Below are 21,880 nucleotides of genomic sequence, written 5' to 3'. Positions count from 1 at the left end.
AAGAAATTTAATTAAAAATAGACCTATGCCTATGTCATCATGCCCACCGCTTCATATGATAACAGTGTAGTAAGAACAATGTAGGAGGTCAAAAAACTATGGGTCACGTTGATTGCGGTTTTAGCGGTGGGTTCGCATTACTTGTTGTATTGTTTATTTTACTAATTATTGTAGGGGCAGCTTGCTTCTGCTAATATGAACAATAACGGCTAGGGAAATCCCCTAGTCGTTTATTGTTTGTATTTCTATGATACACTTGTATTTATAACCGTTAGACAGGAGCGAAAAAAATGTATCCTACTGAATACATACAATTTTTAATTCATTTTCACGGAGATTATGATTATTTTGAATGTCATGAAATACTGGAAGAGTATTGGAAGACAAAACCTAGAGGGAATCGCGATACTTACTTAGTTGGTCTCATTCAAATTGCAGTTTCCTTATACCATCAAAGACGCTCTAACTGGAATGGCGCTGAGAAAATGATGAAAAGCGCAATCACAATTTTAGAAAAAAACAATGCACCTTTACTACGTTTAGGAATAAATCAAACACAACTTCTATTCTTACTCAACGAAAGAGTGCAATCTATACATAAAAAAGAAGGTTTTACACCGTTATTTTTACCGTTATCAGATGCATCGTTAGAAAAGCGCTGCGTACAATTATGCCAGAAACAAAACCTACTTTGGAAAAACTTGAATGCTACTCCTAGCGAATATATCATTCATAAGCACACGTTACGTGATCGAACAGAAGTCATCACTGAACGAAACGAACAATTACAAAAAAGAAAGCAGAGATAATAAACTACTTATCCCTGCTTTCACGAATGTATATTTTGTTCAAGCCCTTTACACTTTTCGCAAAAACTTGCCGTTTGCTCATTCCCACAAATTGTAAAATCAAGAAACTTACTCTTTAACTCTTGAACCATCTTCGTCCCAATTCCCATATGGCGGTGAGACGGGTTCACACTCAAATGCTGAATTTCTAATACTTGATTCTCTTTCTTTACAATCCCCATTATTCCAACAAAATCTTCATTTTGTTTCCACAAATACAATTGCCAATCATCTTTTGCTTCATATTCTTTCATTGTCAATTGTAATGTTTTCACATCTTTTTCAGTTGGCATAAACGAAAGAAGCCCCATTGCAATTTTTTCATAACTTTTTTTAAAACGAATTAACATAACCCTTATCCCTTCTTACAAAAGTTACAAACTATGAATCCCCTCAATCACTCTTTTCATATCACATTCATTTTACAATATTTTCAACAGAGTGAGAAGAGTCTAAAACAACTTGATAATCATACAAAGTGAAAAGAAGAAAGTCAAATAGATGTTTCCACACTATCCCTTTAATAAGTAGATTCCAAAAACAAGACAATTTTATATAAAGTGAAACTTTAATCAGTGGGGTTTTTGTTCCTCCCCACTGATTATTAGCCCTCACCAATCGGGCATTTACGGGCAGCCTGCCTTCCATCTAACTTCTTTGCTCCAGCCGAATTTTGAGGTGGGAGTTTTACTGCCCACAAATAGCGGGATAAAAAGGAGGAGAAATTTGTCATCTAGCAGCAGTTCATTATCAGTCAAGCATAATTCTAGCAAAATTAATATAATAAAAAATATTTATTGAAACATATAAATTTAATGTATTCTATGTAATTTGTTAAAAGTTTGTTCTCATGAACAATATATTTTCACAACAATACTACTCGTATCATGTACTGCAATGGAAATATCCATTCCTATTTAAAAATAAAAAAGAGAGCAAAAGCTCTCTTTTTTTCCATAACTTATTCTTCCCAAACTTTAACTTCTTTCATTACATCGCCTTGACGCATGTTTAATACTGTTTCAATACCGCTTGTTGCTTTACCGAATACAGTATGTACACCGTCTAAATGCGGTTGTGGCTCATGCACAACAAAGAATTGGCTACCGCCTGTGTTACGACCAGCATGTGCCATAGAAAGTGAGCCAACAAGATGTCTATGAGGATTCCCATCAGTTTCACATGGAATAGAGTAACCTGGGCCACCTGCTCCTGTGCCTGTTGGATCTCCACCTTGGCTTACGAAGCCAGGAATAACGCGGTGGAATGTTACGCCATCATAAAATCCTTGCTCTGCTAATTTTTTAAAGTTTTCTACTGTTTTCGGTGCCTCTTCTGTGAAAAATTCCAACTCGATTTTTTCACCATTTTCCATTAATATGTATCCTAAAGTTTTCATACGTATATGTCTCCTTTCAACTATCTCAGCACTATATTACCACATTCATGACTAGAAACAAAAAGAATCCGACAATCTACATACTTCTTTTTTGAAATGTGGAAAAAGCTAGGTGACAAATAAAAAATATATACTATAATAACTGTGTTGCCCGAAAATTTTAGAAAGAGAAAGGGAGCGATTTTTCGTGAAAACGAAATTACTAGCTCTGCTATTAGCTGTAACGGTATTTATGATGCCAACAGCTTCATTTGCAGACATCATTGAAGGAGAATCAATTGTTACACTAGGAGAAAACTTATCTGAACAACAAAAACAAGATCTGTTAAAAGAAATGAAAGCACCAAAAGATGCTACAATCATTACTGTGTCTAATGCGGAAGAACATAAATTTCTAGATGGAATTGTTCCAAAAGCACAAATTGGTACGAGAGCAATTTCCTCTTCTATGATTACATACACAAAGCCAGGATCTGGTCTCATTGTACGTTCGAAAAACATTAATTCCATAACAGATGCAATGTACACAAATGCACTTATTACAGCAGGTGTGAAAGATGCAGAGATTCAAATTACTGCGCCATTCAAAGTTTCAGGAACTGCTGCTTTAACAGGTTTAATGAAGGCCTACGAAACAACATCGAACAAAGAAATTCCTGAAGAAGTAAAAAAAGTAGCCAATGAGGAAATGGTGCAAACAGCCCAGCTCGGCGATAAAATTGGTGAAGAAAAAGCAGTTCAACTTGTTGCAAAAATTAAAGAAGAAATTGCAAAAGAACAGCCAAAAACAACAGAAGATTTACGTTCATTAATTCAAAAAATTGCTGATCAACTCGGCATTACATTAACAGATGAACAGCTAGATAACTTAGTAGCGTTATTTGATAAAATGAAAAATCTTAATATCGATTGGGATCAAGTTGGCAGTCAATTAAATAAAGCAAAAGAACACGTTTCTGCCTTTTTAGGATCTGAAGAAGGTCAAGGTTTCTTAGATAAAGTTAAAGATTTCTTCTCTAGTATCATTGATTTTGTTAAATCTTTATTCCAGTAAAAAAAAAGCTCGTCACTGACGAGCTTCTTTTTATACAAGTAATGGTAATTTCATAACAGCTTCTTCAACCGAACGAACAACATGATTCGCTTTCTCCTTCACATAAGGATGAGCATGATGAAGAGTAAATGAATGTGGGGTTACTTCAAACATAGAAATGTCATTAAAAGAATCTCCAATACATGCCACTTCTCTTGCTTCAACTTGCAAATGTTCCATTAGTTGCTTTAGAGCAGTTCCCTTACTTACGCCCCTTGGCATAATATCAACATAGCGTTTACCTGATATAAAGACTTCCGCTTCACCATGAAACGTATCCCGTAACTCTTGATCTAACGCTACAATTTTTTCTTCTTCCCCAAATACAAATAATTTCGCAGGATGTACTGTTTTCCCAAATTCCTCTTCTAACTTTTCTATCTCAGCAATATGCACCCCCATATACTCTTCAAAAGTATGATGATGCTCATTCTTCTTTTTTGTATATCGCTGCTCATTTGCACAAACAATATCTGCTAGTCCTTTTTTATGTATATATCGATATATTTCCTGGGCAACCTGATTTTCAAAACTTGATTCATAAAATACGTTTCCATCCGGTAGTAACATTGTTGCTCCATTTAAACCCGTTGTGTAGTATGGGAATGCAAACCTTTTTACGACTTCATCGATTCGGTGCGTAAAACGTCCAGAGGCAAAACAAATATTTGTCCCTTTTTCAGCTAACCAGCAAAGTGCCCGTTCATCTTCTTTTTGCATATGATTCACATTGTAAACGAGCGTATCATCTAAATCACTTACAAATAATTTAATCATGTCCTCTTCCCCTTCCATACACAATATCTACTCTAAGTGTACACAAAAAATGTTTGGTTTTTGTTAAAAAAATAATAAATTTTCAATAAAAAAATAAACGGGAGTATAATCCCGTTTATTTTTGTCTTCTTACATTTTGAGGTCGCACAATACTAGGACGCACTTTTAAACTAGACATAGTTGGACGGAGTATAATTTTCGTTAGCGCGCCCCAATCAAACGGTAAAAACGGCCATAAGTACGGTGTTTGTAAGCTTTTTATAGACGTTAAACATAGAATCAATATCGTCATTCCTATTACAAATCCCATTTCATGAAAGATGCCTGTCAAAATAATGACAAACAATTTCCCAACCTTATTCCCAAGCCCTAGTTCATAACTCGGCGTTGCAAATGATCCAATCATAGAAACCGCTACATACAAAATAACTTCTGGTACAAATAAACCTACATCAATTGCAATTTGACCAATTAATATGGCAGAAATTAATCCTGCTGCTGACGACAATGATGTCGGTGTATGAATGGCAGCCATCCTTAAAAATTCGAGTCCGATTTCCGCCATCAAAACTTGTAATAAAATCGGTAAATGTGTCATCTTATTTGGCCCAATGAAAGCCAGGTTTTCCGGTAAAAGAGTTGGATCAAATACAAACACTAACCAAAATGGCAGTAAGAATAGAGAAAATATAACACCTAAAAAACGAACCCAACGTAAAAATGTACCTACAGCTGGATTTTGTCTGAATTCTTCTGCATGCTGTAAATGATGGAAATATGTTGTTGGCGTGATCATAGCACTTGGTGATGTATCAACAAGTACTAACACATGTCCTTCTAACAAATGATTTGCTGCTACATCTGGCCTTTCTGTGTATCGAATAAGCGGGAAGGGATTATAACCTTGTTTGACTACAAATTCTTCTACCGTTTTATCCGCCATCGTAATCCCATCTACTTCAATGCTATTTAATTCTTGTTTTATAATCTTCACTAAATCCGGATTTGCAACATCTTGAACGTATGTAATACAAATATCCGTTTGCGATCTATCCCCTACTCGAATCATTTCATTTCGGAGACGTGGATCTCGAATTCTTCTACGGATTAATGCTGTATTTACAACGATATTTTCAACAAATCCATCTCTCGCACCGCGTACTACCTTTTCAGTATCTGGTTCTGTCGGTGTTCGCCCTGGATAACTACGAACATCAATTGCGAACGCTTCCGTTTCACCTTCCACAAATATAACGATAAGTCCTGATAATACTTGGAGCATTACCTCATTCATCGTTTTCACTTTACTTACTTGTTGATGAATTAAGCGATTCTCTAAAAGCTTTACTGTATCTTCTTCTACATCCCTTATTTCATTTGTATCCACCGCTTCTTCTAAAATAGGGATAATATAATTCGTATCACAAAGTCCATTTACAAATAACACACCAATTTCTTTGTTTAAAATTTGAAATTTACGAATACCAACATCGTATGTGACACCCAATCCAACTGTTTGCTTTAAATAATTTTCGTTGTCACTGATAAAAGCTGAAATAGGGATATTCACTTTTTTAGGATTCGTCATAAAATCCACTCCTTTCCAAAATTAATTGAATTGCCTTTTTAGTAATAGGTGACCCTCTCTCCCATTCATCATTGCCACACATCTTTCCAATATCACCAACACCAACAATGACAGGCACATTTAAATCATCTAGACAATAAATCGTATCTCCGCTAATCCTGCCAACTTCACCATCTGGAAGTCCAAATTTATCAACACCGTATTCCGTTAAATTCCCATTCCGATCTACACTTACATCCACACGCGCCCATTCCCAATGATGTGTATTAGATGCAACCGCTAAAATACCAAGTACATCAATTTGTTTATGAGTTGCTACATATTTTAAAGCCTTTTCACCTGATCCTTCTCCAATAAATCCACTGTCATCAAACATGACAAATACAGGGTCATATGGCGTTTGCATAATAAGCTCAACAACTTTCTTCCCTGTCAATTTGGTTGGATTGCTTTGCGATGCTGAAATACACCTTCCCCCAAATTCCTTAGTTAACAGCTCAATTGTCCGCTTTGCATATTCATCTCCATCTGTAACCAAAACAACCCTTCGTCTCATTTGATTTATCCTTTCGGTTTACATATAAGTGCTACAAAAAACGAAAATAATATTGCTGCGGAAATACCCGCAGACGTTAAACTAAACATGCCAATGCCAATTCCTATATATCCATGCTTCTCTGCCGCATGCATGGCCCCGTGCAACAGGGAATGCCCAAAACTTGTAATCGGAACTGTTGCCCCAGCGCCTGCGAATTTTATAAGCTTATCGTACAATCCGAATCCGTCTAAAATAGCTCCAACAACTACAAAAGTTGCCATTAAATGAGCCGGCGTTAACTTTGCAAAATCTAGCAACACTTGTCCAATTACACAAATAGCTCCTCCTACAAGAAATGCATATATAAAATCCACAATTCACTCTCCTTTAACTCTTTCAAACACAACACCATGCGCAATTGTTGGAATCGATTCCTTTTGTTGTATCATCATTGGGCTTAATAAAGCTCCAGTTGCAACGACAAGAATGCGTTGTAAATTCCCTTTTTGCATTTCACGTAATAAGTGGCCGTATGTTACAACAGCTGAACAAGCACAACCACTACCTCCAGCAAACACCTCTTCTTGATTTGAATTGTAAATCATTAACCCACAATCGTTATATATATTGCCTAAATCATACCCTTCCTCAAGTAAAAGTTGCTTCGCGATTGGTGTCCCAATAGCTGATAAATCACCCGTAACAATCAAATCATAATCAGCTGCACTTCTCCTCAAATCATCAAAATGCTGTTGGATTGTATGAGCAGCAGCTGGCGCCATCGCCGATCCCATATCTAAAGGATTCACAATTCCTAAATCCTGCACTTTCCCAATCGTAGCTGCCGTAATTTTAATTGCACTTTTTTCTTTGCTAATTAATATGGATCCTGCCCCTGTGACAGTTGAATTTGCTGTTCCCGGCTTTTGCCCTCCGTATTCTGTTGGATAACGAAACTGCCTTTCAGCCGTTGCATTATGGCTACTTACCGTAGCTAAGACACGATTCGCAAATCCACCGTCTATAAAGGCTGATCCAACCGCTAAAGTTTCCATTGATGTCGCACAAGCGCTAAACATTCCTAAAAACGGAATCCCCCACTTACGCGCAACATAATTTGCTGTCACTGTTTGATTTAATAAATCGCCAGCTAAAAAGAAATCAATTTGTGATGTTGTTATATTTCCTTTTTGCACCGCTTGTTGAATTGAGTCTGACATTAACCTTCGTTCCGCAAGTTCCCAGTTTTCCTCTCCACAATGTAAGTCATCATATGAAATATCAAAATCCTTCCCAAGGGGGCCTTCAGCTTCTTTCGGACCGACAGCAGTACCAGTTGCATTCACATAGATATCATTTTGAAATACCCACGTTTGTTTTCCTGTCAATCTCATACCTATCCCTCCTTTAAGACATAAAAATTTTAAAAGTATATCTTATTAATCCAATAATGTATGCACCAACAACACCAAACACGATAACACTTCCTGCAAGCTTAAACATATTAGTAGCAATCCCTAGAACAATGCCCTCACTCTTATGTTCTAGCGCAGCACTCGCCATAGAATTCGCGAATCCCGTAACTGGTACTGCCGATCCTGCCCCAGCAAATTGACCGATTTTATCATATACACCACATCCTGTTAAAATCACCGATAATAAAACAAGAGTTGCAACTGTCGGATTTCCTGCCTCTTGTTCACTAAAGTGAAAATAATGTATATAAAATTTCATCAATACTTCTCCGACTGTACAAATGAGCCCACCTACAAGAAATGCCTTGACACAATTTATGAGATAGTTTGGTTTTGGATGGTACTCCTTCACTTTATTTATGTAATCATCCTTCAGTTTTCGCCTTGTCATTTATATATTGCCTCCTACTTTACGAAATAAATCCAGTGAAACAATGAGCCTATTACTTTTCCAAGTACAAGAGCAACGAGTAAAATAACAATTTTCCCCTCTACCCCGACTCGTTTCGCTAAAATAGGTAAAACATTTAATACTTCTGTTAATGCCGCCGCAAGCATTCCAATGAATGTGCCACAAAATAACCCTAATATTACGAGCCAATATTGCGATGTTTGAAATGTAATGTTTTTCAAACTACACCAAGCTCCTGTTAAAGTACCCGCAATGACAGCCCACTCAAAATATTGAATATGCTTTCCACTTCTCGTTAATTGAGCTAAACGAGGGATTATACCGAGTACGGCTAAAAAGGCAACATATCCGCTACCTACTGCAATCCCGCCAGCTAAACCAATTAATATAACAAACCCACATTCAATCATCGGCAAGCTGTTTCGTGTTATCCTTGTTTTCATTAACAATTACATATTGATCAAGCGACTGTTGATATTGAAACATTTCGACTTCTAACGGACTGGGCTCTTCATTAATTCGCTTTTGAAATACATGATTAAAAAATAAAACCATACCTAATCCAAGTCCTACTGAATATGGAACTTGAAATAATAGTGGTTGCTCCTTAAACTCTCCAGTAATCATGTAATATAACCGTTGATGCACTTGTTGCATACTTACATCCTCATGGAAATAAATGATGGCAAGAGCTGCTCCAATAAAAAGTAATAACCAGACAAGTCCAAAGAAAACCGGGTGCACTTTCTTTTTTTCGTATATAATTTCAACAAGAGTTTGTCCAGAACCGAGTAAATTAATTTGTATGTGCGCCGCTTTTTGTTGAATAATCTCAATCACTTTCATAACATCAATTACAACATGCGTTTTATCAAGCGCTGTTATGTTGTAAACTATCTCATTTTGTAACGAATCAACTATTTCAGAATCACCAACAAGTTGAGCCACATCGCTCAGCTTTACTTCATAAGTAGGAGAAACTTTTAAGCGATTGCGCATTTTAATATAAATCGTTCGTTCCAATGTCGATCCACCCCTTCACTCTTCCTCGTAGTTGTAGTATGGTTATTGGAATTTTTTCTAATACAATTTTTTCATAAAAAAACATCTGTACCGTCTCGGTACAGATGTTTTTAGCTTATGCCTTTTTCTTAAATAAATTTGCGATGCTTAATGCAAGTCCTCCCCAAATGACTACCATTCCAATAACCATCATCATAATCGCTGATCCACTCATCATGAAACACCTCGATCTTTCCATTCTTTTTCAAGCTTAGCAGAATCTGAATGTATTTGTGCATCCCATTTTTTCAGACTAATGATTATTGCAACTATTAGGAATGCCGCTGCAATTGACCAACCATAAGTTACTACAAACTCGGTTGGGTAATCTCCGTAGTTCTTTTTAATATTTTGGATTGTGCCATCAATTAACATATATCCTAACATAAGCGGAGTAATAACGAGTAAACTCACTCTCCAAAACGTCCCTAACTTTATATCAGATACAAAGTTTGCGTGATTTTGGTAAACTGGTAAACGGCGCAAGATAAGTCCTATTGTCACTACTTCGACAAGCGCTATTGAAATTAATCCAAAATTGTTAGCGAAATAATCAACAACATCTAGGAACATAAGTCCACCACGCGTTGCAAATACAAGAGAAACTAACACGAGAAGCGTTCCCATAATTCCTATCGTTTTTTGACGACTTAAGCTGAATTTTTCAGATACAGCAGCAAAGCATACTTCCGCAAGTGAAATAAGTGATGTAATTCCAGCAACCGTTAACGATAAGAAGAATAATACACCAAACAACGGTGACATCGGCAGTTCATTAATAATTTGTGGGAATACTACAAAAGCAAGTCCTACACCAGCACTAGCTACTTTATCAACCGGTACCCCCATGTTATTCGCCATAAATCCAAGAGCTGCAAAGACCCCAATACCTGCTAATAATTCAAATCCTGAATTTGCAAATCCAGTAATAAAAGCATTATTTGTTGTGTCTGAGTTTTTCGGTAAATAACTAGAATACGTAATCATAATTCCGAATGCTAACGATAAACTAAAGAAAATTTGACCGTAAGCAGCAAGCCATACTTTTCCATCAAAAATACGACTCCAATCTGGTTTGAAGAATGCATCTAATCCTTGCATTGCACCTTCCATTGTCACTGCACGAACAACGATAATAAGGAACATAACAACTAATAACGGAATAAAAATGCGGTTAACAACTTCGATTCCTTTCTTAACGCCTTTAAATGCAACACCCAGTACAATAATCCAAACGAGCGCTAATGGAATTAATACTTCTGGCACAAGCCCTCCAAACTGCCCTGGCTTATCTGCAACATGTAAATATTCTTTAAATAAAAATGATTGCGTGTCTTTCCCCCATGCCCCAGTAATTGCAAAGTACGTATATGAAATAGACCAAGCAATAATTACTGCATAATATGTTGAAACGATAAACGTTACACACATTTGCCACCATCCAATAAACTCAGCACGTGGATGGATACGGAAGAACGTAAGTGGTGCCGAACCACGATGGCGATGCCCAAGAGCAAATTCGAATGCTAACAATGAAATACCAGTCGTTAATAATGCGAATAAGTACGGTAAAAAGAATGCGCCTCCTCCATTTTCATACGCTGTATAAGGAAAACGCCATATATTCCCTAATCCAACTGCAGAGCCGACCGCTGCGAAAATAAATCCGGCCCTCGTTCCCCATTGTTGCCTCGTTTCCATGTTTCCTTCCCCCTTTGTGACAAGTTCATACTTGGATTATATTTTAAATTTACTAAATTATCAATAAATTCTGTAAACTTTTTAACAATAATTGGAATCTTATCCTTTTCATCACAATAAAAAAATCGAATAGATAGCTATTCATCTATTCGATCTTTCATCTGTTTTAATATTTTCTTTTCAAGTCTTGAAACTTGTACTTGAGAAATGCCTATGCGCTCCGCTACTTCTGATTGGGTTTGGTCTTTATAATAGCGCAAATACACAATGAGGCGTTCTCGTTCATCCAATTCTCTAATCGCTTCTTTTAAAGCAATTTTATCAAACCATTTCGTTTCAGATTGATCTGCAATCTGATCTAAAATAGTGATCGGATCTCCATCGTTTTCATACACCGTTTCATGTATCGATGAAGGGGCCCGGCTCGCTTCTTGCGCCAGAACAACTTCTTCCGGCGTTAGTTCTAGCGCCTCTGCTACTTCATTAATCGTTGGATTCCTTCCGAACTCTTTCGAAAGCTCGTCTCTCATCTTTCGAATTTTATTTCCAGTTTCTTTTAAAGACCTACTTACCTTCACTGATCCATCATCACGTAAAAAACGCTGTATTTCACCAATAATCATTGGAACTGCATATGTTGAAAATTTCACGTCGAAAGATAAATCAAATTTATCCACCGATTTTAAGAGTCCAATACATCCAATTTGAAATAAATCGTCTGGTTCGTATCCTCGATTAAGAAACCGTTGCACAACCGACCATACGAGACGCATATTACTTTGAACAATTGTATCTCTCGCTTGTTGATCTCCATCTTGACTTTTTTGAATTAACGCTTTTAGCTCGTGGTCCTTTAACTGAGGTTTCTTCTTTTCATTTTTGACCTCGATGTCCATAGGCTATTCTCCTTAATTGCATAGAGCGCTACTATTTGATAAGTATTTTGTCAAATGGATTGTTGTCCCGAAAGATTCGTTTGAAATAACTTCTACTTCATCCATAAAATTTTCCATGATAGTAAATCCCATTCCGGAACGCTCTAATTCAGGTTTAGTTGTAAAAAGGGGTTGTCTCGCTTCATCTAAATTAAAGATGCCAATCCCTTCATCTCGAATCGTGAGTTTCACCATTGCTTCTTCCAAAATCACTGAAATATAAACAACACCTTCTGCATTTCCTTCGTACCCATGAATAATTGCATTTGTAACTGCTTCTGATACAACTGTTTTAATCTCTGTTATTTCTTCCATCGTCGGGTCTAGTTGTGCAATAAAAGCAGCTACTGTAACACGAGCGAATGATTCATTCTGACTTAACGCTGAAAATTGAAGGTTCATTTCATTTCTCATTTATGCCACCCCCAACGTCGCGAGCGCATGCGCTTCACTTTCTTCTAAACGAACAATTTTGAATAGGCCTGACATTTCAAATAAACGTTTAACAGGCGGCGAAATTGCACAAACAACCATTTCTCCACCTAATCCCTTTACATGTTTATATCGGCCTAATATAACACCTAAACCAGAACTATCCATAAATGATAAGTTCTCTAGGCTCAAAACAATATGATGAACACCATGCGTCTCAATCATATCTGTTACTTTCGTTCGCAACTCTTCAGCAGTATGATGATCTAATTCACCCGCTAGCCTCACACATAAGACGTCACGTTTTACTTCTAATTGCATGGAAAGACTCACACGATTTCCTCCTTATGCTCAAACTTTACTCATTAGCATACATAAGATTTTCGTGACAAAAAATAAGAATCCTTCCTACTGACAAAAGAAGTACTATTTCGCCATAATGTGAAACCTTTCAGCAATTATTCACTTACATATGAATAGAAAAGCGGCAAAATTCCCGCCGCTATTTTGATGTTGAAAACATCCCAAAACTTCTTTTAAATAACTCCCACCAGCTTGCTGCAGCAACATCTTCTTTTGCTACAATTGTTTGTTTTAATAAAACATCTTTATCTTTTTTAATAACAAGTGTGCCAAGTGCATCACCTTTTTTGATCGGCGCTTTCACTTTCTTTTCAGCAATTACTTCTTGTTTTACTTTGTCCATATTTTCGCCCTTCTTCATAAGAAGAGATACATTTTCTGACGCAACTAAATCTACTTTTTCTTCTTTCCCTTTTCCTACTTGGACAGTCTTAATTTTTTCGCCACGCGTATACAATTTCTTTGTCATATATTGTCCAAATGCATAATCAAGAAGCTTTGTCACTTGATTGTTCCGTTCTTTTGATGTAGGTGCTCCCATAACAACTGAAATGACACGCATTCCATTTTTTTCAGCCGATGCTGTTAAACAATATTTTGCTTCTGTCGTAAAACCTGTTTTCACACCATCTACTCCAGGATAAAAACGCACTAGCTTATTCGTATTAACGAGCCAAAACTTCTTATCCGTATCTTCACGTAAATAGTCTTCGTATTTACCCGTGTATTTGCGAATAAGTGGATACTTCATCAACTCTTTCGCCATTATAGCCATATCATTTGCTGTGGAATAATGATCTTTTGCCGGGAGACCTGTTGGGTTTTGAAAATGAGTATTTTTCAGTCCTAAATCTTTCGCTTTTTTATTCATCATATTTACAAAACCTTCTTCTGAACCAGCGATATGCTCCGCCACTGCAACAGACGCGTCATTTCCAGATGCAATTGCAATACCCTTTAGCATTTCATTTACAGTCATCTCTTCCCCAGGTTCTAGAAAAATTTGTGATCCACCCATTGAAGCTGCACGTTCACTTGCTCTAACTTTATCGGTCAGTTTTAGTTTTCCTTTTTCAACTTGTTCCATAATTAATAGCATTGTCATAATCTTTGTCATACTAGCAGGTGGTAACTTTTCATTCGGATTTTTATCAAACAAAACTTTACCGGTATCTTGCTCAATTACGATTGCTGACGACGCTTGTTCCGCTAACTTTGGCGCGGTTTCTTCTGTTTTCTCCTGCTTCGTTTTCTCAGATTGTGCGAAACTAACTGAAGTACCAGAAAGCAATAACATGAAACAAACAAGTATTCCAAAAACTCGCTTCATGACTAACCCTCCATTCTATATCAAACCTATTTTTTCCAATTTATTCGTTTTTAATACCATATTTTTCTATCATTTTCAGTTGACAAATAAATTCATTGCTTATATTGTATTAAGTGTATTACACACAGTAGTACACTTAATACTCATCAGGAAGGAGACATTGCTCTTGCATATTCAACTTGATCCAAGAAGCAACACTCCGATATGGGAACAAATTGTTCATAACATAAAAGAACTCGTATTAAAAAACATGTTAGCTCCTAGTGATAAGCTTCCTTCTGTACGCGAGCTTGCTTCTTTACTCGTTATAAATCCAAACACAGTTAGTAAAGCGTATCAAGAATTAGAGCGACAAGGGATTATTGAAACATTACGAGGAAAAGGAACATTTGTAGCCCAATCGATTACCCCAACATTAGACGAAAGGAAAATCGCTATGGTTGAAAAGCAATTTCATCAATTACTACTAGAAGCCTCTTATCTTGGGATTACGAAAGATAAAATTCACGATTGGATAGATTCATACTATAAAGAGATTGGAGGAAGTACAGATGTTGAAAGTAACAAACCTGAAGAAAACAATTGATAATCAAACGATTTTAGACGATGTTTCTTTCACATTACAAAAAGGTAGTATCGTCGGATTACTCGGAAGAAACGGGGCGGGGAAAACAACCTTATTACGAACGATGGTCGGCATTTTGGACCCTGATGTAGGAACGGTTACATACGAAGATACAGACATTCATAAGCATCCTGAAATGAAGCAAAAAATCGTATATGTTCCGGATTCTACTAACATACTGAACGGATATACAATAAAAGAAATTGTAAAGTTTTATAAAGCTGTTTATACAGCATTTGATGAATCATATTTCTACGAATTGCTAGAACGTTTCAACTTACCAAACAAGCGAATTCGTAGTTATTCAAAAGGAATGAAAGCACTGCTTGCGATCATTTTAGCCGTTGCTGCAAAGGCAGAATATATTATTTTAGATGAACCGACAAATGGACTTGATCCTATCGTTAAAAGGCAGATTTTACAGTTTCTCGTTGGAGAAGTTGCAGAAAAAGAAATTACCATTTTCATCTCCACTCACCATTTAGATGAAGTGGAACAAATTGCAGATACAATCATTATATTAAAAGGCCATACCGTATCTTCTATTACTTCACTAGACGATGCAAAATCACGATTTGCTAAAATCCAAGTCGCTTATGAACGTTCACTACCTCAAAAACTAGAAAACTTAAACAATATTAAAATATTAAATCAAACAGGAAAAGTATATACGATCTTAATTGAGGGAAATGTGGCTACAACACTGGAGAAATTTTATAAAGAACAACCAATACTCATTGAAGAATTGACGATGTCACTTGAAGATGTCTTCGTTACGACACTTGAGGAGGATGAGTATGTTTCATAAGGCGTTATGGATGTGGAATTGGAAACGCGGGAAATATGCTGTGTTACTGTTTTTCTTTAGTTCGCTTTACTTGCTATCTTTTGGCTACTATCGAAGTGCTCAGATGGAACTTGCTGAATATTACGAATTACAAGAGAAAGGGAAACAGTATTATTATTTTTATTCCTTTTCTTCAGGAGAAGGTAATAGTTTTTGGTTAACAGTTCTTATCATTGCTTTAGCCTGCTTATTGATAGGATGGGAGCGTAGTAACCAGTCTAATAGCACACTTATGGCAATGCCTTTTAATAGAAAAGATATTTTCTTAACTAAATGGGCTTTTGGTTCATTTTGTATTGTAGGTTCATTACTTATAAACTGGATTCTTATGTACGCTATTTATAGAACAACCATTCATTTTGATTATCAATCATTTAGTCCATTTCACCGATACTTTCTTTATGCGATTGTTTCTTATGTTGCAGTATATACAGCCGCACTATGCATCGGTACTTTTACTGGAAGCGTTGTTTCACAGGTTGTTTTTTGTATTCCTTGGCTACTAATGGGACTTACATTTATTCCACTAGTGTACACTTTTACGATAAACCATTTAGAGGCTACCGATACTAAAAATTATAAGCTATATGAACAATTTTATGAAATCAATCAAAAAACAAATGTGGTCGCACCAATATATAATTTCACGCTTTATTACGAGTATGATCCTGAATTACGTAAAAAAGAAAATGCCCCAACTACTTTAAGAGACCCAGCATCTTATACGTATTATTCAGCTAAATCAATGTTAGTCCCTATTTTGTATACAATATTTTACCTACTCCTTGGCACATACTTATATACACGATCACCTAATGAAAACACTCAAAAGATATTTATTTTCCAAAATCATTTACGGATGTGGATATGGGGGGCAACCATTTACTTTGCATTACTAGGTGGCTATAAAATAACTCAATTTAGTTTCCTATTAAACTACTATATCGGTTTGTTTCTCGCTGGAATCATTACTTATGTTGTATTATCACGCCTAACAAATTATAAAGTTTTTTAAAGGAGAGATCCTATGTTTCAAAAAGCACTATGGCTAAGAACGTATCAACAAAGTAAATATGTTGTATGGCTATTTTGGCTCATCAGCTTCTATACTTTGTCGTATAAATACTATATGACTTCTATTGAACAACAACACTTTCTAAATATGAATAAAAAATGGAAATCTATATATCATTACAACTTTGATTTATCACTTATGGACTCTGTCATACTTCAAGGTGGTGCACTTATCGTTCTGGCCTGCACATTAATCGGCTTGGAAAGACAAAATAACTCTAGTGACTTGTTATGGTCTATGCCCTTTAAACGTTCACACCTTTATATAACAAAATGGTTATTTGGTATTTGTAACATTGTAGTAGCTGTTAGTATAAACTGGGGACTATTTGCTATTATGAAAAAGTTGACTTTTCATAATAAATATCAAGTATTTTCCCCATTTCATAGTTACTTTATATACATGTTAATTGTATTAATCGCTATTTATACACTTGCCTTATGTATAGGAACAATTGCAGGGAATGTTATATCGCAAGGATTTCTCACGGCAGCTATATTAATGTTCCCAGTGTTACTTCCATCACTTATTGCAGGAGTCATTGCTGTTCACTCGAATACTGAATTTCATAAAGACAATGGCACTATACAACATCTTATGGAAAACATACGTATTTCTGGTCCAGCAGAAGAGTTTTATATTCACTTTAATTATGATCCACAAAGCGCTTATACCGATCGAAATGGAGTGAGGCATAACGAACCGAACTTTACAAAAATCCCTCCAGCAAAAACATTGATTGGACCTATTGCACATATCATCATTTTATTACCGCTTGGTATATATTTATATGTTCGTTCAGTGAATGAACGAAATGGTAACCACCTATTATATCCAAGATTACAAAAGTTAGTTATGGCTTGTGCGATTTTCTTTGGTGGGATCGCTGGAGGTTTAATGCTAAGTCGAGCGCAGTCATTGTCCAGCTTTTACATCGGATTTTTGATAACTAGTTTTATTACGTATTTCTTCCTAGCTAAAATATTAAAATGGAAAGTCTCTTGGAATTTCAAATGAAATAACCTCCTCTTCGTGAGGAGGTTATTTCACATTCTCTCTTCTTTTCCCATACTCTTTTTCTTGCTTCGTTCCAAATCCGTCTCCATTTGCTACGATTTGATCTGTTGGAGCAACTATACTTTCAGCAATTCTCCATTCTCCCCCTTGCTGAATAAATACTTGCATAAAATAATTCATTCCATTTAATTGATACGGATTCTCTTTTTTCACTTCATAACGAGCTGCCACATAATACACCTGCACATTTTCAGCTTCAAACTTAGAAATATACTGTGATAATCTCGGGATGTACTGTGATGCTTTCTGAAGCGGAAGTTGTTTTACTTTTACAAGAGAAGACTTTGTCACATTACTTATCGTATCTTCATGCCGAACGTTGTCGCTATGATGAAATAAAATCGTATTCTGCATAGAGCGAATCCATAGTTTCGAATATAAAACAGGTTGTTTATTTGAAATATGTTGTAATTCTTTTTGAACGACTTGAAGAGGCGTTGCGGCATCCACGAATTGATTAAAGCAGAAAATGCTTCCAATCATAATGAGAAGCGTAAACATACGTTTCATAAATTTTCACTCCGATTCTTTTTAATTAAAGTATTGGAGTTTCAAAATGTTTTTATTCAAAAGAAAAAGGATAGGAAAGCTTTCGCTTCCTATCCTCATTTATTATAATACGCGACCAAATAGCTCTAACACCATTTCTACTTCTTGGTCGCTCCAATCTTTAAATCTCTCTTTATAATATTCTTTACGCACAGCTTCTAGTTTTTCAGTTACTTCTCTTCCGTGTTCTGTAATTTCTAAGTACACGATACGACGATCTGAATTTGAACGTTTTCTTTCTACAAACCCTTTTCGTACGAGACGATCTGTAACAGCTGTAATATGACTGGAGGTTACGTTTACTTCACTCGCAATTTGCGAAGCCATTTGTGGACTTTTTAAAAATAACGCGCGTAATACAGAGAATTCATTATATGGCATATGTTCTGCAAAGCGTGTATTAATATCATTTTGTAATAAACGTATCATCTTTCGAAATGATCCGGATAACTCTAAAATCAATGTTTCTCTTTTTTCGTTCACTAGCCTCGTCCCTTTTTTATCATATTTACACATATTATAATCTATAAATACCCATGTTGTATATGCTTTCTTTCCTTAACATTCTCATTTATGTAACTTTTTCATACAAATTTCTTTTTTGTTCACACATATACATATAAAAAAGGATGGTGATGGAAATGCAAGGTGGAATGAATCCGTACTTACATAATATGCGCACGACAAATACTGGTAAAGAAGCAACGATTACTGTACAAGGAGAAGGAATCGTAAAAGCAAAACCAAATGTTGTCATATTAACACTCGGAATTCGAACAGATAGTAAAAATGTAAAACAAGCGCAAGAAGAAAATGCAGTGCAATCAAAACAATTGCTGGATGCACTGAAACAACTAGGTATTGCCGACAAAGATATCGAAACCATTTCGTATACAATTACTCCTCAATACGAATATGTAAATGATAAAGCATTACTACAGGGATACCGCGTGGAGCATTTGTATGAAATTACCGTTTTAAATGTACAAAAAGCAGGGGAAGTATATGATATAGCTGTTTCAAATGGTGCAAATGTAGCAAAAGGATTACGTTTTCGAATATCTCATCCAAATAAATATTATGAGCAAGCTCTCATCCAGGCCCTGCAACAAGCAGTAGAAAAAGCTCGTGCTATTGCGAGTACATACAATTTAAACATTAATCCTGTTCCACTCTCATTCGTTGAAGAATCCGCCCAATTACCAAGAGAAATTACATCTTATGCTACATTACATGCGCAAGCAGCTCCACCCATTCAATCGGGAGAATTAGAAATTATATCTTCTATCCGGGCTATTTTTACGTATTTATAAGTAATTTCACTTGTAAGTAACCGTTATCATTTTTATTGTTGTAAAAACATGATGTTCTGATATAATAAAGGTCGGTGAGCTCTTACAGAAGAGATATCACGGGTGGGAGAGGGATATGAAAAAGAAGGTTTAACATGAAAGGAATACTTGAAAGAACATTTAAATTAGGTTTACACGAAACATCACCAAAACAAGAAGTTTTAGCTGGCGTTACGTCATTTTTCACAATTGTATATATTATGATTGTAAATGCGTCAATCTTATCAGATGCTGGCATTCCTCTTGAAGCTGGAATTTTAGCAACTGTTTTCAGTTCATTCGTCGGATGTCTGCTCATGGCATTTTGGGCAAACGCACCTGTTATTCTTGTTCCTGGTATGGGTGTAAATGCATTCTTCACGTACACCGCTGTGCATACGCTTGGGTTAACTTGGCAGGAAGCATTAGCAGCTGTCTTTATCTCTGGTATTATTTTTGCAATTGCTGCTTTTACACCAATCGCTCGCGCGCTCTCGGTATCGATTCCAAAGTCATTAAAGGAAGCTATTACTGTCGGCATCGGATTGTTTCTAGCATTTATCGGATTACAAAAAGGTGGTTTAGTCGTTTCGAATCCAAATACTGCTGTTGCAATGGGGAAATTAAGTAATCCTGTCGTTCTTGCGACATTACTGACTCTTATCGTTGCACTTGTATTATTTATTCGTAATGTACGTGGAAACTTTTTATGGACGATTGCAATAGGAACTGGTATCGCATGGCTATTCGGTCTTGTTGATACGAGTCAAATGGGAAATAGTTCATTCTCATTCGCTAATTACGGTGATGTGTTTGGAGCTATGTCATTTGGGAAACTTTCTTCCTTACCGTTTTGGATTGCAACATTCTCCTTAAGCATGGTGCTTATTTTCGAGAACATGGGACTATTGCACGGTTTATTAGAAGATGATCGTAAATTCCCACGTGCTTACCAAGCCAATGCAATTTCAGCAATGACATGTGGTCTATTTGGCACAAGCCCTACCGTTTCAACAGTAGAAAGTGCCGCAGGTATTACTGCAGGTGGTAAGACAGGTCTGACGTCTATCGTTACAGGGTTGTTATTTTTCGCATCACTGTTTGCGCTTCCGTTTGTCAAATTAATTCCTGATAGTGCCATTGCACCAATCTTAATTATTATTGGCGGTCTGATGATTACAAGCATTCAACAAATTCCTCTGAACGACTTTTCAGAAGGATTTCCAGCGTTCTTAATTATCGTCATGATCCCGCTCACATATAGTATCGCGGATGGCATTGCGTTCGGATTTATTGCCTATCCTATCTTAAAAGTTGCTCTTGGAAAGCGTAAAGAAGTCGCACCGTCTATGTATATCATTACATGCTTATTCTTAGCCATGTTTGTATTACATGCTATTGGTTAAGTAAAAACACCGAGGATTTTCCTCGGTGTTTTTTTACTTAAACCATCCTTTTTTATAAAACCAGGCCATCATTCCGCCGCCAATTAGCGCCATGATAAGTAGGCAAATAAAATAACTATACTGTCCGCCTAACTCTGGCATATGCGAAAAGTTCATTCCGTATACTCCCGCAATAAATGTTAATGGCATAAAAATAGTGGAGAAAACAGTTAATGTTTTCATAATATTATTCATATGGTGCGAGTTTAATGAAAAATAGCTATCTCTAATATCTGCCGTTAACTCTCTGCTCGCTTCAATCATTTCAGTCAGTTTAAGTAAATGATCATGTATATCTTTAAAATAAATTTCATGATCACTTATACCGTAAAATCGAGTTGAATTTAAAATACGATATAATAAATCACGCATTGGAATAATCGTACGCCTTAGCTTAGATAAATCTGCACGTATATCAAATACCTCTTCTAGTACACTTCCTGCTGTCTCACCCGTTAAATTATCATCAATTGCATTTAAATGATCCTCAATGTAGTAAACAGGTGCAAAATAGTCATCGACAATTTGGTCTGTAATCGTATGCGCTACATGTAAAGGCCCCTTCTTAATCCGTTTTTTTTCACCAAGCGTTTTCCATACTCTTTCAATCGCATTGTTATGAGAAAAATGGAAAGAAACAATATAGCGATCACTAACAAATAAATCTATTTCATGTGGTTCAAGCCCATCCTCACCAAACGCATGGAGAACTAAAAAGTTATATCCATCATAAAAATCAACTTTTGGCCTCTGTACATATTCTATACAGTCTTCAATTGCCAGGGGATGGAACTTAAAATGATCTTGCAAAATATATGTATACTCTTCTTTCGTTGGCTTATATAAATCGAGCCAATACCATACAATATGGTCTTTCGTTGTTTCTTCTAGCGAAACATCATATAATACTTCATCTGTTTTTGTTATTGCACAAATTCTAATCATAATTTCACCCATTATTATTATAAACAAAAAATA

General features: G+C 36.1%; 28 protein-coding genes. 9 read left to right on the top strand and 19 right to left on the bottom strand.

Translation table 11 applies throughout. The features are described 5' to 3' along the window. Positions 1-98: 98 nt before the first annotated feature. Both COC96_RS17610 and COC96_RS17605 read left to right on the top strand, forming a co-directional pair. Complete coding sequence (locus COC96_RS17610; RefSeq protein WP_000510194.1) at positions 99-194, top strand: YjcZ family sporulation protein; 96 nt, start codon at positions 99-101, stop codon at positions 192-194. Positions 195-290: 96 nt separating this feature from the next. Further along, complete coding sequence (locus tag COC96_RS17605; protein WP_098267979.1) at positions 291-809, top strand: DUF309 domain-containing protein; 519 nt, start codon at positions 291-293, stop codon at positions 807-809. Positions 810-829: 20 nt separating this feature from the next. On the opposite strand, the gene ribT is transcribed toward COC96_RS17605, so the two are convergent. After that, positions 830-1,198: a GNAT family N-acetyltransferase RibT gene (gene ribT, locus COC96_RS17600; RefSeq protein WP_098267980.1), complete on the bottom strand. Its 369-nt coding sequence runs from the start codon at positions 1,196-1,198 to the stop codon at positions 830-832. A 611-nt stretch (positions 1,199-1,809) separates the two neighbouring features. Continuing rightward, entirely contained in the window at positions 1,810-2,247 is a 438-nt protein-coding gene (locus COC96_RS17590; protein WP_098769105.1) for a peptidylprolyl isomerase, read from the bottom strand. Between the two features lie 187 nt (positions 2,248-2,434). Here COC96_RS17590 and COC96_RS17585 point away from each other — a divergent pair, with 187 nt between their 5' ends. Next, positions 2,435-3,301: a DUF1002 domain-containing protein gene (locus tag COC96_RS17585; RefSeq protein ID WP_098267982.1), complete on the top strand. Its 867-nt coding sequence runs from the start codon at positions 2,435-2,437 to the stop codon at positions 3,299-3,301. 30 nt (positions 3,302-3,331) lie between these two features. Here the strand turns inward: COC96_RS17585 and COC96_RS17580 are convergent, their stop codons facing one another. From COC96_RS17580 to dacF, 14 genes are all read right to left on the bottom strand, one after another. Continuing rightward, the gene (locus tag COC96_RS17580; RefSeq protein ID WP_141535925.1) at positions 3,332-4,135 is read right to left on the bottom strand and encodes an HAD family hydrolase; all 804 of its coding nucleotides are present in this window, start codon (positions 4,133-4,135) and stop codon (positions 3,332-3,334) included. Between the two features lie 97 nt (positions 4,136-4,232). Beyond that, positions 4,233-5,705 carry a spore germination protein SpoVAF gene (gene spoVAF / locus COC96_RS17575; protein WP_098267984.1) on the bottom strand — a complete coding sequence of 491 codons (1,473 nt, stop codon included), beginning with the start codon at positions 5,703-5,705 and terminating at the stop codon, positions 4,233-4,235. Continuing rightward, entirely contained in the window at positions 5,692-6,261 is a 570-nt protein-coding gene (locus tag COC96_RS17570) for a stage V sporulation protein AE (protein ID WP_097904558.1), read from the bottom strand. The genes spoVAF and COC96_RS17570 overlap by 14 nt, the downstream gene beginning before the upstream one ends. Before the next feature lie 5 nt (positions 6,262-6,266). Further along, a complete protein-coding gene (gene spoVAE / locus COC96_RS17565; protein WP_097904559.1) occupies positions 6,267-6,617 on the bottom strand; it encodes a stage V sporulation protein AE in 351 nt (116 codons plus the stop codon). Positions 6,618-6,620: 3 nt separating this feature from the next. Further along, on the bottom strand, positions 6,621-7,637 hold the full coding sequence (gene spoVAD / locus COC96_RS17560; RefSeq protein WP_098769104.1) for a stage V sporulation protein AD: 1,017 nt from the start codon (positions 7,635-7,637) through the stop codon (positions 6,621-6,623). Positions 7,638-7,650: 13 nt separating this feature from the next. Continuing rightward, positions 7,651-8,109, bottom strand: coding sequence for a stage V sporulation protein AC (gene spoVAC / locus COC96_RS17555; RefSeq protein ID WP_098267985.1), 459 nt, complete (start codon positions 8,107-8,109; stop codon positions 7,651-7,653). Positions 8,110-8,123: 14 nt separating this feature from the next. Further along, a complete protein-coding gene (gene spoVAB / locus COC96_RS17550) occupies positions 8,124-8,540 on the bottom strand; it encodes a stage V sporulation protein SpoVAB (RefSeq protein WP_070144741.1) in 417 nt (138 codons plus the stop codon). Continuing rightward, positions 8,533-9,153 carry a stage V sporulation protein AA gene (locus COC96_RS17545; RefSeq protein WP_098267986.1) on the bottom strand — a complete coding sequence of 207 codons (621 nt, stop codon included), beginning with the start codon at positions 9,151-9,153 and terminating at the stop codon, positions 8,533-8,535. The genes spoVAB and COC96_RS17545 overlap by 8 nt, the downstream gene beginning before the upstream one ends. A 115-nt stretch (positions 9,154-9,268) precedes the next feature. Continuing rightward, a complete protein-coding gene (locus COC96_RS17540; protein ID WP_000016829.1) occupies positions 9,269-9,367 on the bottom strand; it encodes a methionine/alanine import family NSS transporter small subunit in 99 nt (32 codons plus the stop codon). Further along, positions 9,367-10,893 (bottom strand): sodium-dependent transporter, encoded by a 1,527-nt coding sequence (locus COC96_RS17535; protein ID WP_097904563.1) that lies wholly within the window; start codon positions 10,891-10,893, stop codon positions 9,367-9,369. Before COC96_RS17535 ends, COC96_RS17540 begins: the two co-directional genes overlap by 1 nt. Positions 10,894-11,030: 137 nt before the next feature. Continuing rightward, entirely contained in the window at positions 11,031-11,789 is a 759-nt protein-coding gene (gene sigF / locus COC96_RS17530; RefSeq protein WP_097904564.1) for an RNA polymerase sporulation sigma factor SigF, read from the bottom strand. 12 nt (positions 11,790-11,801) lie between these two features. After that, on the bottom strand, positions 11,802-12,242 hold the full coding sequence (gene spoIIAB, locus COC96_RS17525) for an anti-sigma F factor (RefSeq protein WP_097904565.1): 441 nt from the start codon (positions 12,240-12,242) through the stop codon (positions 11,802-11,804). Beyond that, positions 12,243-12,593 (bottom strand): anti-sigma F factor antagonist, encoded by a 351-nt coding sequence (spoIIAA, locus tag COC96_RS17520; RefSeq protein ID WP_000059133.1) that lies wholly within the window; start codon positions 12,591-12,593, stop codon positions 12,243-12,245. A gap of 169 nt (positions 12,594-12,762) precedes the next feature. Further along, complete coding sequence (gene dacF, locus COC96_RS17515; RefSeq protein WP_098769103.1) at positions 12,763-13,953, bottom strand: serine-type D-Ala-D-Ala carboxypeptidase DacF; 1,191 nt, start codon at positions 13,951-13,953, stop codon at positions 12,763-12,765. Positions 13,954-14,119: 166 nt separating this feature from the next. Between dacF and COC96_RS17510 the strand changes: the two genes are divergently transcribed. Genes COC96_RS17510 through COC96_RS17495 form a run of 4 tightly spaced genes read left to right on the top strand, consistent with a single transcriptional unit; the run spans position 14,120 to position 17,517 of the window. After that, positions 14,120-14,539 (top strand): GntR family transcriptional regulator, encoded by a 420-nt coding sequence (locus COC96_RS17510; protein WP_141535926.1) that lies wholly within the window; start codon positions 14,120-14,122, stop codon positions 14,537-14,539. Further along, positions 14,505-15,386 carry an ABC transporter ATP-binding protein gene (locus tag COC96_RS17505; protein ID WP_098267989.1) on the top strand — a complete coding sequence of 294 codons (882 nt, stop codon included), beginning with the start codon at positions 14,505-14,507 and terminating at the stop codon, positions 15,384-15,386. The genes COC96_RS17510 and COC96_RS17505 overlap by 35 nt, the downstream gene beginning before the upstream one ends. Continuing rightward, on the top strand, positions 15,376-16,440 hold the full coding sequence (locus COC96_RS17500; RefSeq protein ID WP_098769102.1) for an ABC transporter permease subunit: 1,065 nt from the start codon (positions 15,376-15,378) through the stop codon (positions 16,438-16,440). Before COC96_RS17505 ends, COC96_RS17500 begins: the two co-directional genes overlap by 11 nt. Before the next feature lie 12 nt (positions 16,441-16,452). After that, complete coding sequence (locus COC96_RS17495) at positions 16,453-17,517, top strand: ABC transporter permease subunit (protein WP_098769101.1); 1,065 nt, start codon at positions 16,453-16,455, stop codon at positions 17,515-17,517. Between the two features lie 24 nt (positions 17,518-17,541). Here COC96_RS17495 and COC96_RS17490 read toward each other — a convergent pair whose 3' ends face one another. Then, positions 17,542-18,087, bottom strand: coding sequence for a hypothetical protein (locus COC96_RS17490; protein WP_098267992.1), 546 nt, complete (start codon positions 18,085-18,087; stop codon positions 17,542-17,544). Between the two features lie 102 nt (positions 18,088-18,189). Beyond that, complete coding sequence (locus COC96_RS17480) at positions 18,190-18,609, bottom strand: MarR family winged helix-turn-helix transcriptional regulator (protein ID WP_140417383.1); 420 nt, start codon at positions 18,607-18,609, stop codon at positions 18,190-18,192. A gap of 158 nt (positions 18,610-18,767) precedes the next feature. Between COC96_RS17480 and COC96_RS17475 the strand changes: the two genes are divergently transcribed. Both COC96_RS17475 and COC96_RS17470 read left to right on the top strand, forming a co-directional pair. Beyond that, the gene (locus COC96_RS17475; protein ID WP_098769165.1) at positions 18,768-19,439 is read left to right on the top strand and encodes an SIMPL domain-containing protein; all 672 of its coding nucleotides are present in this window, start codon (positions 18,768-18,770) and stop codon (positions 19,437-19,439) included. Between the two features lie 134 nt (positions 19,440-19,573). Next, on the top strand, positions 19,574-20,863 hold the full coding sequence (locus tag COC96_RS17470; RefSeq protein ID WP_098267995.1) for an NCS2 family permease: 1,290 nt from the start codon (positions 19,574-19,576) through the stop codon (positions 20,861-20,863). A 33-nt stretch (positions 20,864-20,896) separates the two neighbouring features. Here COC96_RS17470 and corA read toward each other — a convergent pair whose 3' ends face one another. Continuing rightward, the gene (gene corA, locus COC96_RS17465) at positions 20,897-21,859 is read right to left on the bottom strand and encodes a magnesium/cobalt transporter CorA (RefSeq protein ID WP_141436235.1); all 963 of its coding nucleotides are present in this window, start codon (positions 21,857-21,859) and stop codon (positions 20,897-20,899) included. Positions 21,860-21,880: the final 21 nt, after the last annotated feature.

This window comes from Bacillus cereus, from assembly GCF_002577405.1.
Taxonomy (GTDB): domain Bacteria; phylum Bacillota; class Bacilli; order Bacillales; family Bacillaceae_G; genus Bacillus_A; species Bacillus_A cereus_AU.
The sequence above is the reverse complement of the archived record's forward strand: the minus strand, read 5'-3'. Positions and strand labels throughout refer to the sequence as shown.

Excerpts from the sequence above, each read along its gene's own strand:
- COC96_RS17610 (WP_000510194.1), top strand. The coding sequence starts at position 99 with ATGGGTCACGTTGATTGCGGTTTTAGCGGTGGGTTCGCATTACTTGTT.
- COC96_RS17605 (WP_098267979.1), top strand. The coding sequence starts at position 291 with ATGTATCCTACTGAATACATACAATTTTTAATTCATTTTCACGGAGAT.
- ribT (WP_098267980.1), bottom strand. The coding sequence starts at position 1,198 with ATGTTAATTCGTTTTAAAAAAAGTTATGAAAAAATTGCAATGGGGCTT.
- COC96_RS17590 (WP_098769105.1), bottom strand. The coding sequence starts at position 2,247 with ATGAAAACTTTAGGATACATATTAATGGAAAATGGTGAAAAAATCGAG.
- COC96_RS17580 (WP_141535925.1), bottom strand. The coding sequence starts at position 4,135 with ATGGAAGGGGAAGAGGACATGATTAAATTATTTGTAAGTGATTTAGAT.
- spoVAF (WP_098267984.1), bottom strand. The coding sequence starts at position 5,705 with ATGACGAATCCTAAAAAAGTGAATATCCCTATTTCAGCTTTTATCAGT.
- COC96_RS17570 (WP_097904558.1), bottom strand. The coding sequence starts at position 6,261 with ATGAGACGAAGGGTTGTTTTGGTTACAGATGGAGATGAATATGCAAAG.
- spoVAD (WP_098769104.1), bottom strand. The coding sequence starts at position 7,637 with ATGAGATTGACAGGAAAACAAACGTGGGTATTTCAAAATGATATCTAT.
- spoVAC (WP_098267985.1), bottom strand. The coding sequence starts at position 8,109 with ATGACAAGGCGAAAACTGAAGGATGATTACATAAATAAAGTGAAGGAG.
- spoVAB (WP_070144741.1), bottom strand. The coding sequence starts at position 8,540 with ATGATTGAATGTGGGTTTGTTATATTAATTGGTTTAGCTGGCGGGATT.
- COC96_RS17540 (WP_000016829.1), bottom strand. The coding sequence starts at position 9,367 with ATGAGTGGATCAGCGATTATGATGATGGTTATTGGAATGGTAGTCATT.
- COC96_RS17535 (WP_097904563.1), bottom strand. The coding sequence starts at position 10,893 with ATGGAAACGAGGCAACAATGGGGAACGAGGGCCGGATTTATTTTCGCA.
- sigF (WP_097904564.1), bottom strand. The coding sequence starts at position 11,789 with ATGGACATCGAGGTCAAAAATGAAAAGAAGAAACCTCAGTTAAAGGAC.
- spoIIAB (WP_097904565.1), bottom strand. The coding sequence starts at position 12,242 with ATGAGAAATGAAATGAACCTTCAATTTTCAGCGTTAAGTCAGAATGAA.
- dacF (WP_098769103.1), bottom strand. The coding sequence starts at position 13,953 with ATGAAGCGAGTTTTTGGAATACTTGTTTGTTTCATGTTATTGCTTTCT.
- COC96_RS17505 (WP_098267989.1), top strand. The coding sequence starts at position 14,505 with ATGTTGAAAGTAACAAACCTGAAGAAAACAATTGATAATCAAACGATT.
- COC96_RS17500 (WP_098769102.1), top strand. The coding sequence starts at position 15,376 with ATGTTTCATAAGGCGTTATGGATGTGGAATTGGAAACGCGGGAAATAT.
- COC96_RS17495 (WP_098769101.1), top strand. The coding sequence starts at position 16,453 with ATGTTTCAAAAAGCACTATGGCTAAGAACGTATCAACAAAGTAAATAT.
- COC96_RS17490 (WP_098267992.1), bottom strand. The coding sequence starts at position 18,087 with ATGAAACGTATGTTTACGCTTCTCATTATGATTGGAAGCATTTTCTGC.
- COC96_RS17475 (WP_098769165.1), top strand. The coding sequence starts at position 18,768 with ATGCAAGGTGGAATGAATCCGTACTTACATAATATGCGCACGACAAAT.
- COC96_RS17470 (WP_098267995.1), top strand. The coding sequence starts at position 19,574 with ATGAAAGGAATACTTGAAAGAACATTTAAATTAGGTTTACACGAAACA.
- corA (WP_141436235.1), bottom strand. The coding sequence starts at position 21,859 with ATGGGTGAAATTATGATTAGAATTTGTGCAATAACAAAAACAGATGAA.